This window comes from Stutzerimonas nitrititolerans, from assembly GCF_003696285.1.
Lineage (GTDB): Bacteria > Pseudomonadota > Gammaproteobacteria > Pseudomonadales > Pseudomonadaceae > Stutzerimonas > Stutzerimonas nitrititolerans.
In genome coordinates, this window is record NZ_RFFL01000004.1 from 321,485 (window position 1) to 333,935 (window position 12,451).

The 12,451-nt window shown below is 57.9% G+C and carries 27 protein-coding genes; all 27 read right to left on the reverse strand.

Features of this window, described 5'->3' with window-relative positions; translation table 11 throughout:
• Positions 1 to 15: 15 nt before the first annotated feature.
• Complete coding sequence (rpsD, locus tag EA795_RS07140; RefSeq protein ID WP_065983038.1) at positions 16 to 636, reverse strand: 30S ribosomal protein S4; 621 nt, start codon at positions 634 to 636, stop codon at positions 16 to 18.
• Between the two features lie 17 nt (positions 637 to 653).
• The gene (gene rpsK / locus EA795_RS07145; RefSeq protein ID WP_014854207.1) at positions 654 to 1,043 is read right to left on the reverse strand and encodes a 30S ribosomal protein S11; all 390 of its coding nucleotides are present in this window, start codon (positions 1,041 to 1,043) and stop codon (positions 654 to 656) included.
• A 19-nt stretch (positions 1,044 to 1,062) separates the two neighbouring features.
• Positions 1,063 to 1,419, reverse strand: coding sequence for a 30S ribosomal protein S13 (gene rpsM / locus EA795_RS07150; protein ID WP_014854208.1), 357 nt, complete (start codon positions 1,417 to 1,419; stop codon positions 1,063 to 1,065).
• Between the two features lie 131 nt (positions 1,420 to 1,550).
• The gene (gene rpmJ / locus EA795_RS07155; RefSeq protein WP_014854209.1) at positions 1,551 to 1,667 is read right to left on the reverse strand and encodes a 50S ribosomal protein L36; all 117 of its coding nucleotides are present in this window, start codon (positions 1,665 to 1,667) and stop codon (positions 1,551 to 1,553) included.
• Between the two features lie 28 nt (positions 1,668 to 1,695).
• Complete coding sequence (gene secY, locus EA795_RS07160) at positions 1,696 to 3,024, reverse strand: preprotein translocase subunit SecY (protein WP_014854210.1); 1,329 nt, start codon at positions 3,022 to 3,024, stop codon at positions 1,696 to 1,698.
• Positions 3,025 to 3,459 carry a 50S ribosomal protein L15 gene (gene rplO, locus EA795_RS07165; RefSeq protein ID WP_014854211.1) on the reverse strand — a complete coding sequence of 145 codons (435 nt, stop codon included), beginning with the start codon at positions 3,457 to 3,459 and terminating at the stop codon, positions 3,025 to 3,027. It lies immediately after the preceding gene.
• Positions 3,460 to 3,462: 3 nt separating this feature from the next.
• Complete coding sequence (gene rpmD / locus EA795_RS07170) at positions 3,463 to 3,645, reverse strand: 50S ribosomal protein L30 (RefSeq protein ID WP_014854212.1); 183 nt, start codon at positions 3,643 to 3,645, stop codon at positions 3,463 to 3,465.
• Positions 3,646 to 3,647: 2 nt separating this feature from the next.
• The gene (gene rpsE, locus EA795_RS07175; protein WP_014854213.1) at positions 3,648 to 4,148 is read right to left on the reverse strand and encodes a 30S ribosomal protein S5; all 501 of its coding nucleotides are present in this window, start codon (positions 4,146 to 4,148) and stop codon (positions 3,648 to 3,650) included.
• 3 nt (positions 4,149 to 4,151) lie between these two features.
• Positions 4,152 to 4,502 carry a 50S ribosomal protein L18 gene (gene rplR, locus EA795_RS07180; protein WP_014854214.1) on the reverse strand — a complete coding sequence of 117 codons (351 nt, stop codon included), beginning with the start codon at positions 4,500 to 4,502 and terminating at the stop codon, positions 4,152 to 4,154.
• A gap of 10 nt (positions 4,503 to 4,512) precedes the next feature.
• Positions 4,513 to 5,046 (reverse strand): 50S ribosomal protein L6, encoded by a 534-nt coding sequence (gene rplF / locus EA795_RS07185; RefSeq protein WP_058074455.1) that lies wholly within the window; start codon positions 5,044 to 5,046, stop codon positions 4,513 to 4,515.
• Between the two features lie 12 nt (positions 5,047 to 5,058).
• Positions 5,059 to 5,451 (reverse strand): 30S ribosomal protein S8, encoded by a 393-nt coding sequence (rpsH, locus tag EA795_RS07190; protein ID WP_014854216.1) that lies wholly within the window; start codon positions 5,449 to 5,451, stop codon positions 5,059 to 5,061.
• 190 nt (positions 5,452 to 5,641) lie between these two features.
• Positions 5,642 to 5,947 (reverse strand): 30S ribosomal protein S14, encoded by a 306-nt coding sequence (gene rpsN / locus EA795_RS07195; RefSeq protein ID WP_014854217.1) that lies wholly within the window; start codon positions 5,945 to 5,947, stop codon positions 5,642 to 5,644.
• A 13-nt stretch (positions 5,948 to 5,960) separates the two neighbouring features.
• A complete protein-coding gene (gene rplE / locus EA795_RS07200; protein WP_014854218.1) occupies positions 5,961 to 6,500 on the reverse strand; it encodes a 50S ribosomal protein L5 in 540 nt (179 codons plus the stop codon).
• A gap of 19 nt (positions 6,501 to 6,519) precedes the next feature.
• A complete protein-coding gene (gene rplX, locus EA795_RS07205) occupies positions 6,520 to 6,834 on the reverse strand; it encodes a 50S ribosomal protein L24 (protein WP_014854219.1) in 315 nt (104 codons plus the stop codon).
• Positions 6,835 to 6,845: 11 nt separating this feature from the next.
• Complete coding sequence (gene rplN, locus EA795_RS07210; RefSeq protein WP_014854220.1) at positions 6,846 to 7,214, reverse strand: 50S ribosomal protein L14; 369 nt, start codon at positions 7,212 to 7,214, stop codon at positions 6,846 to 6,848.
• 23 nt (positions 7,215 to 7,237) lie between these two features.
• Positions 7,238 to 7,504 (reverse strand): 30S ribosomal protein S17, encoded by a 267-nt coding sequence (gene rpsQ / locus EA795_RS07215; protein WP_014854221.1) that lies wholly within the window; start codon positions 7,502 to 7,504, stop codon positions 7,238 to 7,240.
• Positions 7,505 to 7,506: 2 nt separating this feature from the next.
• Positions 7,507 to 7,698, reverse strand: coding sequence for a 50S ribosomal protein L29 (gene rpmC, locus EA795_RS07220; protein ID WP_003289209.1), 192 nt, complete (start codon positions 7,696 to 7,698; stop codon positions 7,507 to 7,509).
• Positions 7,698 to 8,111 (reverse strand): 50S ribosomal protein L16, encoded by a 414-nt coding sequence (gene rplP, locus EA795_RS07225; RefSeq protein WP_014854222.1) that lies wholly within the window; start codon positions 8,109 to 8,111, stop codon positions 7,698 to 7,700. Before rplP ends, rpmC begins: the two co-directional genes overlap by 1 nt.
• A 12-nt stretch (positions 8,112 to 8,123) precedes the next feature.
• Positions 8,124 to 8,810 carry a 30S ribosomal protein S3 gene (gene rpsC / locus EA795_RS07230; protein WP_014854223.1) on the reverse strand — a complete coding sequence of 229 codons (687 nt, stop codon included), beginning with the start codon at positions 8,808 to 8,810 and terminating at the stop codon, positions 8,124 to 8,126.
• 13 nt (positions 8,811 to 8,823) lie between these two features.
• Positions 8,824 to 9,156, reverse strand: a complete 333-nt coding sequence (gene rplV / locus EA795_RS07235) for a 50S ribosomal protein L22 (protein ID WP_014854224.1) — start codon at positions 9,154 to 9,156, stop codon at positions 8,824 to 8,826.
• 13 nt (positions 9,157 to 9,169) lie between these two features.
• Positions 9,170 to 9,445, reverse strand: coding sequence for a 30S ribosomal protein S19 (rpsS, locus tag EA795_RS07240; RefSeq protein ID WP_065983037.1), 276 nt, complete (start codon positions 9,443 to 9,445; stop codon positions 9,170 to 9,172).
• 16 nt (positions 9,446 to 9,461) lie between these two features.
• Positions 9,462 to 10,283: a 50S ribosomal protein L2 gene (gene rplB, locus EA795_RS07245; RefSeq protein ID WP_065983036.1), complete on the reverse strand. Its 822-nt coding sequence runs from the start codon at positions 10,281 to 10,283 to the stop codon at positions 9,462 to 9,464.
• Between the two features lie 14 nt (positions 10,284 to 10,297).
• Complete coding sequence (rplW, locus tag EA795_RS07250; RefSeq protein ID WP_014854227.1) at positions 10,298 to 10,597, reverse strand: 50S ribosomal protein L23; 300 nt, start codon at positions 10,595 to 10,597, stop codon at positions 10,298 to 10,300.
• Positions 10,594 to 11,196 (reverse strand): 50S ribosomal protein L4, encoded by a 603-nt coding sequence (gene rplD / locus EA795_RS07255; RefSeq protein WP_014854228.1) that lies wholly within the window; start codon positions 11,194 to 11,196, stop codon positions 10,594 to 10,596. The genes rplW and rplD overlap by 4 nt, the downstream gene beginning before the upstream one ends.
• A 12-nt stretch (positions 11,197 to 11,208) precedes the next feature.
• Entirely contained in the window at positions 11,209 to 11,844 is a 636-nt protein-coding gene (rplC, locus tag EA795_RS07260; protein ID WP_014854229.1) for a 50S ribosomal protein L3, read from the reverse strand.
• Between the two features lie 81 nt (positions 11,845 to 11,925).
• Positions 11,926 to 12,237 (reverse strand): 30S ribosomal protein S10, encoded by a 312-nt coding sequence (gene rpsJ / locus EA795_RS07265; protein ID WP_003186070.1) that lies wholly within the window; start codon positions 12,235 to 12,237, stop codon positions 11,926 to 11,928.
• A gap of 149 nt (positions 12,238 to 12,386) precedes the next feature.
• The coding region (locus EA795_RS07270) for a hypothetical protein (RefSeq protein WP_016393389.1) at positions 12,387 to 12,451 on the reverse strand (65 nt) is incomplete at its 5' end.

Here is a 12,451-nt window from a genome sequence, read left to right on the forward strand (position 1 = left end):
CCTATTTTCTAGCCCTTACTTGGAGTAGAGCTCGACAATCAGGTTTTCGTTGATGTCGGCCGACAGATCACTGCGAGCCGGAACACTTTTGAAAACGCCGGATTTCTTGTCGGTATCTACTTCGACCCACTCAACGCGACCGCGCTGTGCGCACAGTTCGAGGGCTTGGGCGATACGCAGCTGGTTACGGCACTTCTCGCGAACGGCAACCACATCACCAGCTTTGACCTGGTAGGACGGGATGTTCACGGTCTGACCGTTGACGGTGATCGACTTGTGGGAAACCAGCTGACGGGATTCCGCACGAGTGGAACCGAAGCCCATGCGATACACGACGTTGTCGAGACGGCATTCGAGCAGCTGCAGCAGGTTCTCGCCGGTAGCGCCCTTACGGCTGGCCGCTTCCTTGTAGTAACCGCTGAACTGGCGTTCGAGCACGCCATAGATACGGCGTACTTTCTGCTTTTCACGCAGCTGGGTGCCGTAGTCGGACAGGCGACCGCGACGCTGGCCGTGAACGCCTGGCGGAGTTTCGATGTTGCACTTGGATTCGAGCGCGCGCGCACCACTCTTCAGGAAGAGATCGGTGCCTTCACGACGAGACAGTTTGCACTTGGGACCAATATAACGAGCCATTCTTCACTGTCTCCTGATTACACGCGGCGCTTCTTCGGCGGACGGCACCCGTTGTGCGGGATCGGCGTCACGTCGGTGATGCTGGCGATTTTATAACCACATCCGTTCAGGGCACGAACGGCGGATTCACGACCTGGGCCCGGGCCCTTGACGTTGACGTCGAGGTTCTTCAGACCGTATTCCAGAGCAGCCTGACCGGCACGCTCGGCCGCTACCTGGGCAGCGAACGGAGTGCTCTTACGCGAACCGCGGAAGCCCGAGCCACCGGAAGTAGCCCAGGACAGAGCATTGCCCTGACGATCGGTGATCGTGATGATGGTGTTGTTGAAAGACGCATGGATGTGGGCGATGCCATCAACCACTGTCTTTTTGACTTTTTTACGAGGACGAGCAGCAGGTTTTGCCATTACTTAAATTCCTACGCGATTACTTGCGGATCGGCTTGCGCGGGCCCTTGCGGGTGCGAGCGTTGGTCTTGGTACGCTGACCGCGCACCGGCAGACCACGACGATGACGCAGGCCGCGGTAGCAACCCAGGTCCATCAAGCGCTTGATCTTCATGTTGACTTCGCGGCGCAGATCACCTTCAACGATGAACTTGGCCACTTCGCCGCGCAGCAGTTCGACCTGCTCGTCGGAGAGATCCTTGATTTTTGCTGCCGGATTCACACCGGTAGCGGCGCAGATGGTCTGCGCACGAGTGCGACCGACACCATAGATGTAGGTCAGCGAGATAACAGTGTGCTTGTTATCCGGAATGTTAACGCCTGCAATACGGGCCATTCAGTGAAACTCCAATTGACAGCTACCCAACGCCCCGGAAGCCAAGAAAAGGGCGCGAGATACTAACGCTGTAGTAACAAATAATCAACCCGGCAGCGCACTAGCTGCCGGGCGTCACGCTTTGTTCACACTCAGCCTTGGCGCTGTTTGTGACGCGGTTCCGCGCTGCAGATCACACGAACGACGCCTTCGCGACGAACGATCTTGCAGTTACGGCAAAGCTTCTTTACCGATGCACGAACTTTCATGACCAACTCCTAGAACCTTACGAACCAATCAGCGGAGCATGCCGCTGCCATAGCCCTTCAGGTTGGCTTTTTTCATCAGGGAATCGTACTGGTGAGACATGAGGTGCGACTGCACTTGCGACATGAAGTCCATCACAACCACGACCACGATCAGCAACGATGTCCCGCCAAGGTAGAACGGCACGTTCGCAGCCACCACCAGGAACTGGGGCAGCAGGCACACGGCCGTCATGTACAGGGCACCGAAAATGGTCAAGCGGGTCAGTACGCCATCGATATAGCGCGCCGACTGCTCACCAGGCCGGATTCCAGGGATAAACGCACCGGACTTCTTCAGATTTTCCGCAACGTCTTTCGGATTGAACATCAATGCCGTGTAGAAGAAGCAGAAGAAGATGATACCGGCGCTGAACAACAGGATGTTCAACGGCTGACCAGGAGCGATCGACTGGGAGATATCCGCCAGCCAGCTCATGCTCTCGGACTGTCCGAACCACTGCCCCAAGGAAGCCGGGAACAGCAGAATACTGCTGGCGAAGATCGCAGGGATGACGCCCGCCATGTTCACCTTCAGCGGCAGGTGGCTCGTCTGCGCAGCGAAAACCTTGCGGCCCTGCTGACGCTTGGCATAGTGAACGGCGATCCGCCGCTGACCACGCTCGATGAACACCACGAAGCCGATGATGGCAACAGCAACCAGCCCCACGGCGAGCAGCGCGATGATATTGATATCACCCTGCCGCGCAGACTCGAAGGACTGCCCCAGCGCACCCGGCAAGCCCGCAACGATCCCCGCGAAGATCAGCATCGAGATACCGTTGCCGACACCTCGCTCGGTGATCTGCTCGCCCAGCCACATCATGAACATCGCACCAGCCACGAAGGTGGTGATAGCCACGAAGTAGAAGCCGAAATCGTTGCTGAACGCCACGCCCTGCCCGGCCAGGCCAACCGACATGCCGATCGCCTGAACGATGGCCAGCACCAGGGTGCCATAGCGGGTGTACTGACTGATCTTGCGACGGCCTGCCTCGCCTTCTTTCTTCAACTGCTCCAACTGTGGGCTGACCGCGGTCATGAGCTGCATGATGATCGATGCCGAGATGTACGGCATGATCCCCAGCGCGAAGATGCTCATCCGCTCCAGCGCACCGCCGGAGAACATGTTGAACAGGCTAAGGATGGTCCCTTCGTTCTGACGGAACAGCTCGGCCAACCTGTCGGGGTTGATCCCCGGCACCGGGATGTGAGCGCCAATGCGATAGACGACGATCGCCATGAGCAGAAAACGCAGACGAGCCCAGAGCTCGGACAGCCCACCATTACTCAGCGCGGAGAGAGCACCTTGCTTAGCCATTTATTCCTCGAACTTGCCGCCAGCCGCTTCGATAGCCGCACGCGCACCCTTGGTGGCGGCGATACCCTGGAGAGTCACCGCACGACCAACCTCACCGGACAGCATGACTTTCACACGCTGAACGTTCTGGTTGATGATATTGGCGTCTTTGAGGCTCTGCAGAGTCACGACATCGCCTTCAACCTTGGCCAGCTCGGAGGTACGCACTTCTGCGCGATCCATGGCTTTCAGCGAGACGAAGCCGAACTTCGGCAGACGACGATGCAAGGGCTGTTGGCCGCCCTCGAATCCGGGCGCGATCTTGCCGCCGGAGCGGGAAGTCTGACCCTTGTGACCGCGGCCACCAGTCTTGCCGAGACCGCTACCGATACCACGGCCCAGACGCAGCTTTTCGCGACGGGCGCCCGGCGCAGAACGTAGATCGTTCAGTTGCATGGCTTAGCCCTCCACACGGAGCATGTAGTAAGCCTTGTTGATCATGCCGCGATTTTCAGGGGTGTCCTGAACTTCGACAGTGTGACCAATGCGACGCAGGCCCAGGCCCTTGACGCACAGCTTGTGATTGGGAATACGGCCGCTGACGCTTTTGATCAGCGTAACCTTGACGGTTGCGTTAGCCATGATCAGCAAATCTCCTCAACGCTCTTGCCACGCTTGGCAGCGATCGACTCGGGCGACTGCATGGCTTTCAGACCCTTGAACGTAGCGTGAACCACGTTGACCGGGTTGGTAGAGCCGTAGCACTTGGCCAGAACGTTCTGCACACCAGCGACTTCGAGGATGGCGCGCATGGCACCACCGGCGATGACACCGGTACCTTCCGAGGCCGGCTGCATGTATACCTTCGAAGCACCGTGGGCGGCCTTCGTGGCGTACTGCAGGGTAGTGCCGTTCAGGTCGACCTGGATCATGTTGCGGCGAGCCGCTTCCATGGCCTTCTGGATGGCCGCTGGCACTTCGCGGGACTTGCCACGACCGAAACCTACACGACCCTTGCCATCACCCACTACGGTCAGTGCGGTGAAGGTGAAGATCCGACCACCTTTTACAGTCTTGGCGACGCGGTTAACTTGAACCAGCTTCTCAATGTAGCCTTCGTCGCGCTTTTGCTCGTTATTTGCCATAACTTAGAACTCCAGCCCGCCTTCACGAGCAGCATCAGCCAGTGCCTTGACACGACCGTGGTACTTGAAGCCAGAACGGTCGAATGCAACCTGAGAGATGCCGGCGGCTTTCGCACGCTCAGCGACCAACTGACCAACCTTCTTGGCAGCGTCGACGTTGCCGGTGGCGGCGTCGCGCAATTCTTTGTCCAGAGTCGAGGCGCTGGCCAGGACCTTGCCGCCGTCGGCCGAAAGGACCTGGGCGTAGATGTGCTGGGAAGAGCGGTACACACAAAGGCGTACGGTTTCCAGCTCGCGCATCTTCAGGCGTGCCTTGCGAGCGCGACGCAGACGAGTTTCTTTCTTTACGCTCATTTGCTATGCCCTACTTCTTCTTAGCTTCTTTACGACGGACTACTTCGTCCGCGTAACGTACACCCTTGCCCTTGTAAGGCTCGGGACGACGGAAGTCGCGAATTTCAGCAGCCACCTGACCAACCACCTGCTTGTCGATACCCTTGATCAGGATATCGGTCTGGCTGGGTGTTTCAGCGGTAACGCCCTGAGGCAGTTCATAGTCCACCGGGTGCGAGAAGCCGAGAGCCAGAGACAGCACTTGACCTTTGGCTTGCGCCTTGTAACCGACACCAACCAGCTGGAGCTTGCGCTCGAAGCCCTGGCTGACACCGATCACCATGTTGTTCACCAGCGCGCGAGTGGTACCGGCCATGGCGCGAGTCTGCTGATCACCATTACGGCCAGCGAAACGCAGCTCGCCAGAATCCTGAATGATTTCAACGGACGGATGAACGTTCAGTTCCAGAGCGCCCTTTGCGCCCTTCACCGAAAGCTGCTGGCCGGTCATCTTGATTTCGACGCCAGCGGGCAGCTTGACGGGGTTCTTAGCAACGCGAGACATGCTTATCCCCCCTTAGAACACAGTGCAGAGCACTTCGCCGCCGACACCAGCAGCGCGGGCCGCACGATCAGTCATCACACCCTTGTTGGTGGACACGATCGAAACACCCAGACCGCCGCGTACTTTCGGCAACTGATCGACGGATTTGTACTGGCGAAGGCCAGGACGGCTTACGCGCTTCAGCTCTTCGATGACCGGACGGCCTTCGAAATACTTCAGCTCGATGGACAGCTGCGGCTTGGCATCGCCACTGACGTTGTATCCCGCGATATAGCCTTCACCTTGAAGAACGTTGGCTACTGCCACCTTCAGAGTGGAAGACGGCATGCTTACGACGGACTTTTCGGCCATCTGGGCATTACGGATACGAGTTAGCATGTCCGCTAACGGGTCCTGCATACTCATGGGCTCTTGGCTCCTAATACGAATAAATAAGCCTTTTACGGCTTGCGTCGCCACTGTTTCGACGCGCACATCAAAATGCGAGGCTCGGGCGAGCCGGACATTCTAGAGACAGACCCAGAACGAATCAAGCCCCTTACGGGGCTTGATTCGCAGACTGTCAGTTGCGGCCGCATGTGCCGCAACCAGAGACTTACCAGCTGGCCTTGACCAGACCCGGTACGTCACCACGCATGGCGGCCTGGCGCAGCATGTTGCGTGCAAGACCGAACTTGCGATACACACCATGCGGACGACCAGTCAGACGGCAGCGGTTACGCAGGCGCGAAGCGCTGGCGTCACGAGGCTGCTTCTGCAGGGAAACCTGGGCTTCCCAGCGCTCTTCCGGCGTGGAGTTCGGGTTGGCGATAACAGCCTTCAGCGCCTCACGCTTCGCAGCGTACTTGGCAACCGTCTGCTGACGCTTCAGCTCGCGGTTCTTCATGCTTTTCTTAGCCATGTGCCTGCTCCAATCAGTTGCGGAACGGGAAGTTGAAGGCACGCAGCAGCGCGCGACCTTCGTCATCCGTCCGGGCGGTAGTGGTCAAGGTGATGTCCAGACCACGCAGCGCGTCGATCTTGTCGTAATCGATCTCCGGGAAGATGATCTGCTCCTTCACGCCCATGCTGTAGTTGCCACGCCCATCGAAGGACTTGGCATTCAGGCCGCGGAAGTCGCGAACCCGAGGCAGGGAGATGGACAGCAGACGATCCAGGAACTCGTACATGCGATCGCCACGCAGCGTCACCTTGACGCCGATCGGCCATCCTTCGCGGACCTTGAAGCCAGCGATGGACTTGCGGGCATGGGTCACTACGACCTTCTGACCGGTGATCTTTTCCAGATCGGCAACTGCGTTATCGATGATCTTCTTGTCACCGATGGCTTCGCCGAGACCCATGTTGAGGGTGATCTTGGTGATGCGCGGAATTTCCATCACGTTACCAAGCTGAAGTTCTTCCTTCAGCTTGGGCGCGATCTGCTTCCGATAAACTTCTTTTAGTCGTGCCATGGTTATCTACCTAGCAGTCTCAAGCTTCAACCGGCTTTTGGGTCGACTTGAAGACACGAATTTTCTTGCCGTCCTCAACCTTGAAACCAACGCGGTCAGCCTTGTTGGTTTCGCCGTTGAAGATAGCGACGTTAGAGACGTGCAGAGGCGCCTCTTTCTCGACGATACCGCCCTGAACGCCAGACATCGGGTTCGGCTTGGTATGACGCTTGACCAGGTTGATGCCACCGACAACCACGCGGTTGTCAGCGAGAACCCGAAGCACCTTACCGCGCTTGCCCTTGTCCTTGCCGGCGATGACGATGATCTCGTCGTTGCGACGAATCTTTTGCATGCGGCTACTCCTTAGAGCACTTCAGGCGCGAGCGAGACGATTTTCATGAACTTCTCGTTACGAAGCTCACGCGTCACTGGCCCGAAAATACGAGTACCGATAGGCTCCTGCTTGTTGTTCAACAGAACAGCAGCGTTGCCATCGAAGCGAATGATGGAGCCGTCCGGACGACGAACACCGTGACGGGTGCGGACTACAACGGCAGTCATCACCTGGCCTTTCTTGACCTTGCCACGCGGAATCGCTTCCTTGACGGTAACCTTGATGATGTCGCCGATGCCGGCGTAACGGCGGTGGGAACCGCCGAGCACCTTGATGCACATAACGCGGCGCGCGCCGCTGTTATCCGCCACATCGAGCATGGATTGAGTCTGAATCATATAATTTCTCCGACCCCTAGCCCTTAGACTTCGACGGCACGTTCAACGACATCAACCAGCATCCAGCACTTGGTCTTCGCCAACGGACGAGTCTCGCGGATGGTGACCTTGTCGCCGATACGGCACTGGTTGGTTTCGTCGTGGGCGTGCAGCTTGGTCGAACGCTTCACGTACTTACCGTAGATCGGGTGCTTGACGCGACGCTCGATCAGTACGGTGATGGTTTTGTCCATTTTGTCGCTGACGACGCGGCCAGTCAGCGTGCGGACAGTCTTTTCAACTTCAGCCATGATCACTTACCTGCCTGCTGGTTGAGCACAGTCTTTACACGAGCGATGTCGCGCTTGACTTGCGAGAGCAGGTGAGACTGCCCCAACTGGCCAGTCGCTTTCTGCATACGCAGATTGAACTGGTCGCGCAGCAGCTCGAGCAATTGCTCGTTCAGCTGCTGAGCGGATTTTTCACGAAGCTCATTCGCTTTCATCACATCACCGTCCGCTTAACAAAGGAGGTGGCGAGCGGCAGCTTTGCAGCAGCCAGGGCGAAAGCCTCACGCGCCAGCTCTTCGGAAACACCCTCGATCTCGTAGAGCACCTTGCCCGGTTGAATCTGGGCTACCCAGTACTCGACGTTACCCTTACCTTTACCCATCCGGACTTCCAGAGGCTTCTTGGTGACAGGCTTGTCGGGGAATACGCGGATCCAGATCTTGCCGCCACGCTTCACGTGGCGAGTCAGCGCACGACGTGCGGACTCGATCTGGCGGGCCGTCAGACGACCACGGGAAACAGACTTCAGAGCGAACTCGCCGAAGCTGACCTTGCTACCGCGCTGAGCCAGGCCACGGTTGTGACCGGTCATCTGCTTGCGGAATTTTGTACGCTTGGGTTGCAACATTTGGCGTACTCCTTACTTGGCAGCTTTTTTACGAGGCGCAGGCGCTTGCGGCTTGAGCTCTTCATGGCGACCACCAATCACTTCGCCTTTGAAGATCCAGACCTTGACGCCGATCACACCGTAGGTGGTGTGCGCTTCGTAGGTGTTGTAATCGATATCGGCACGCAGGGTGTGCAGCGGCACACGACCTTCGCGATACCATTCGGTACGGGCAATTTCAGCCCCACCCAGACGCCCGCTCACCTGGATCTTGATGCCCTTGGCACCAATGCGCATGGCGTTCTGTACGGCGCGCTTCATGGCGCGACGGAACATCACGCGACGCTCCAGCTGCTGAGCTACGTTCTGTGCTACCAGCATTGCATCGAGTTCCGGCTTGCGGATTTCTTCGATGTTGATGTGCACAGGCACACCCATTTGCTTGGTCAGGTCCTGACGCAGCTTCTCGACATCCTCACCCTTCTTGCCGATCACGATGCCGGGACGAGCGGTGTGGATGGTGATGCGTGCGGTTTGAGCCGGACGATGGATATCGATACGGCTAACGGACGCGCTTTTTAATTTGTCTTGGAGGTACTCACGCACGTTCAGATCTGCAAGCAGATAATCGGCGTACGTACGACCGTCTGCGTACCAGACGGAAGTGTGCTCCTTGACGATTCCCAGGCGAATGCCAGTGGGATGTACTTTCTGACCCATCAGATCGACTCCGTTACTTGTCCGCAACCTTGACAGTGATATGGCAAGACCGCTTGACGATGCGATCAGCGCGGCCTTTGGCACGCGGCATGATGCGCTTAAGCGAACGCCCCTCGTTGACGAAGACGGTGGAAACCTTCAGGTCGTCCACATCAGCGCCTTCGTTGTGCTCGGCGTTGGCCACGGCCGACTCCAGCACTTTCTTCATGATCTCGGCGGCTTTCTTATTGCTGAAAGCCAGCAGGTTGAGCGCTTCGCCCACCTTCTTCCCGCGAATCTGGTCGGCGACCAGGCGGGCTTTCTGGGCGGAGATGCGAGCGCCCGACAACTTAGCGGCTACTTCCATCATTCCTTACCCCTTAGCGCTTGCCTTTCTTGTCCGCTACGTGCCCGCGATAGGTGCGGGTACCAGCGAACTCGCCGAGTTTATGACCGACCATGTCTTCGCTCACGAGAACGGGGACGTGCTGGCGACCGTTATGCACAGCGATGGTCAGACCGACCATTTGCGGCAGAATCATCGAACGACGCGACCAGGTTTTCACCGGCTTGCGATCATTCTTTTCCGCTGCCACCTCGACCTTCTTCAGTAGGTGAAGATCGATAAAAGGACCTTTTTTCAGAGAACGTGGCACTGTCGTATCCCTCTAGTTACTTGCGGCGACGGACGATCATGTTGTCGGTGCGCTTGTTCGAGCGAGTCTTCGCGCCCTTAGTCGGGAAGCCCCACGGCGACACCGGATGACGACCACCAGAGGTACGACCTTCACCACCACCATGGGGGTGATCGACCGGGTTCATCGCCACGCCGCGAACGGTCGGACGGATGCCCTTCCAGCGCTTGGCACCGGCTTTACCCAGCGAACGCAGGCTGTGCTCGGAGTTCGAGACTTCGCCCAGGGTGGCACGGCACTCAGCCAGCACCTTGCGCGTTTCACCGGAGCGAAGACGCAGCGTCACATAGGCACCCTCACGCGCGACCAGCTGCGCCGAAGCACCAGCGGAACGAGCGATCTGAGCCCCCTTGCCCGGCTTCAGTTCGACACCATGAATGGTGGAACCCAGCGGGATGTTACGCAGCGGCAGACTGTTACCGGCCTTGATCGGCGCATTGACGCCAGACAGCAGCTGATCACCAGCGCTCACGCCCTTCGGCGCGATGATGTAGCGACGCTCACCGTCGGCATACTTCAGCAGCGCGATGTGCGCAGTACGGTTCGGGTCGTATTCGATACGCTCGACGATGGCAGGAATGCCATCCTTGTTGCGGCGAAAATCGACCAGACGGTAATGCTGCTTGTGACCACCGCCAATGTGGCGAGTGGTGATGCGACCGTTGTTGTTACGGCCACCTGTTTTCGACTTCTTCTCGAGCAGCGGAGCATAGGGAGCGCCCTTGTGCAGCTCCTGGCTGACCACCTTGACCACAAAGCGGCGGCCCGCGGAAGTCGGTTTGCATTTAACGATTGCCATGATGCACCCCTTCCTTACTCAGCACTGCCGGAGAAATCGATATCCTGGCCCGGCTGAAGCGCGATGTACGCTTTCTTCCAGTCGTTGCGCTTGCCCAGGCCGCGAGCGGTGCGCTTGGTCTTGCCCTGAACATTCAGGGTGCTGACCTTGGCGACCTTCACGTTGAACAGGCTTTCGACGGCCTTCTTGATTTCCAGCTTGGTTGCGTCGGTCGCAACCTTGAAAACGAACTGGCTCTTGCTGTCGGCCAGCATGGTTGCCTTCTCGGAGACGTGCGGGCCAAGCAGGACTTTGAATACGCGTTCCTGGTTCATCCCAGCAGCTCCTCGAATTTCTTCACAGCCGACACGGTGATCACCACCTTGTCATAGGCGATCAGGCTGACAGGATCGGAACCTTGAACGTCACGTACATCGACGTGCGGCAGATTACGAGCCGCCAGATAAAGGTTCTGATCGACAGCATCGGAAACGATCAGCACGTCATTCAGGCCCATGCCGGCCAGCTTGTTGGCAAGCAGCTTGGTCTTGGGGCTGTCGACGGCGAAATCTTCGACCACGACCAGACGCTCGGAACGAACGAGCTCGGAGAGGATGGAACGCAGCGCAGCGCGATACATCTTCTTGTTGAGCTTCTGCTCGTGATTCTGCGGACGAGCGGCGAAGGTTACGCCACCGCCACGCCAGATCGGACCACGAGTGGTACCGGCACGTGCGCGACCGGTGCCTTTCTGGCGCCACGGACGCTTGCCGCCACCAGCCACATCGGCGCGAGTCTTCTGCTGCTTGCTGCCCTGACGACCGCCAGCCATGTAGGCGACGACTGCCTGGTGCACCAGCGTCTCGTTGAACTCACCACCAAAGGTACGTTCGGAGACTTCTATGGCTTGTGCGCCATTAACATTCAATTGCATGTGAACTCCCCCTTACCCGCGAGCCTTGGTGGCCGGACGCACGATCACGTCACCACCAGTGGCGCCGGGCACTGCGCCCTTGACCAACAGCAGATTACGCTCGGCATCGACGCGCACGATTTCCAGGGACTGCACGGTTACGCGCTCGGCGCCCATGTGCCCGGACATCTTCTTGCCCTTGAAAACACGACCTGGAGTCTGGCACTGGCCAATCGAACCCGGGACGCGGTGGGATACGGAGTTACCGTGAGTATTGTCCTGACCGCGGAAGTTCCAGCGCTTGATGGTACCGGCAAAGCCTTTACCCTTGGACTGACCGGTGACGTCCACCAGCTGTCCAGCCTGAAAAATCTCGGTATTGATCTGGTCACCAACCTGGAACTCCTCGCCTTCGAGGCGGAACTCCCAGACGCCGCGACCGGCAGCGACATTCGCCTTGGCGAAGTGACCGGCTTGAGCCTTGGTTACACGGGACGCACGACGCTCGCCGACAGTGACCTGTACAGCGCGATAGCCATCGCTTTCTTCATTCTTGAATTGAGTGACACGATTCGGTTCGATCTCGATGACCGTAACCGGAATAGAGACACCATCCTCGGTGAAAACGCGGGTCATGCCGCATTTACGACCGACTACACCAATAGTCATGTTGTAACCTCTTGAGTGTACGGGGCTTTCACCCGCTATGGCCGCCCATTTCAGAGCGTTACACGACTAAAACTCGAGGTTTTAGCCGAGGCTGATCTGCACTTCCACGCCAGCCGCAAGATCGAGCTTCATCAGCGCATCGACGGTTTTGTCGGTCGGCTGAACAATGTCCAGCACGCGCTTATGGGTACGGATTTCATACTGGTCGCGCGCGTCTTTGTTGACGTGCGGAGAAACCAGTACCGTGAACCGCTCTTTGCGAGTTGGCAGTGGAATCGGACCACGCACCTGAGCACCAGTACGTTTCGCGGTTTCCACGATTTCCTGGGTTGATTGATCGATCAGGCGATGGTCAAAAGCCTTCAACCGAATACGGATTTGTTGGTTTTGCATTTTGACCTCAGACTCCAATTAGCCATCCCTACCACGCGCAATACGCCCGGTAAAAGGAGGCGCAATTGTACGGATGCGTCCATAGGGTGTCAATAAATGATCAGCAATAGAAAAAGGCCCCCGAAGGGGCCCCTTTCCACATCGAAGGATTATTCGATGATCTTGGCAACCACGCCGGCGCCAACGGTACGACCACCTTCGCGAATCGCGAAGC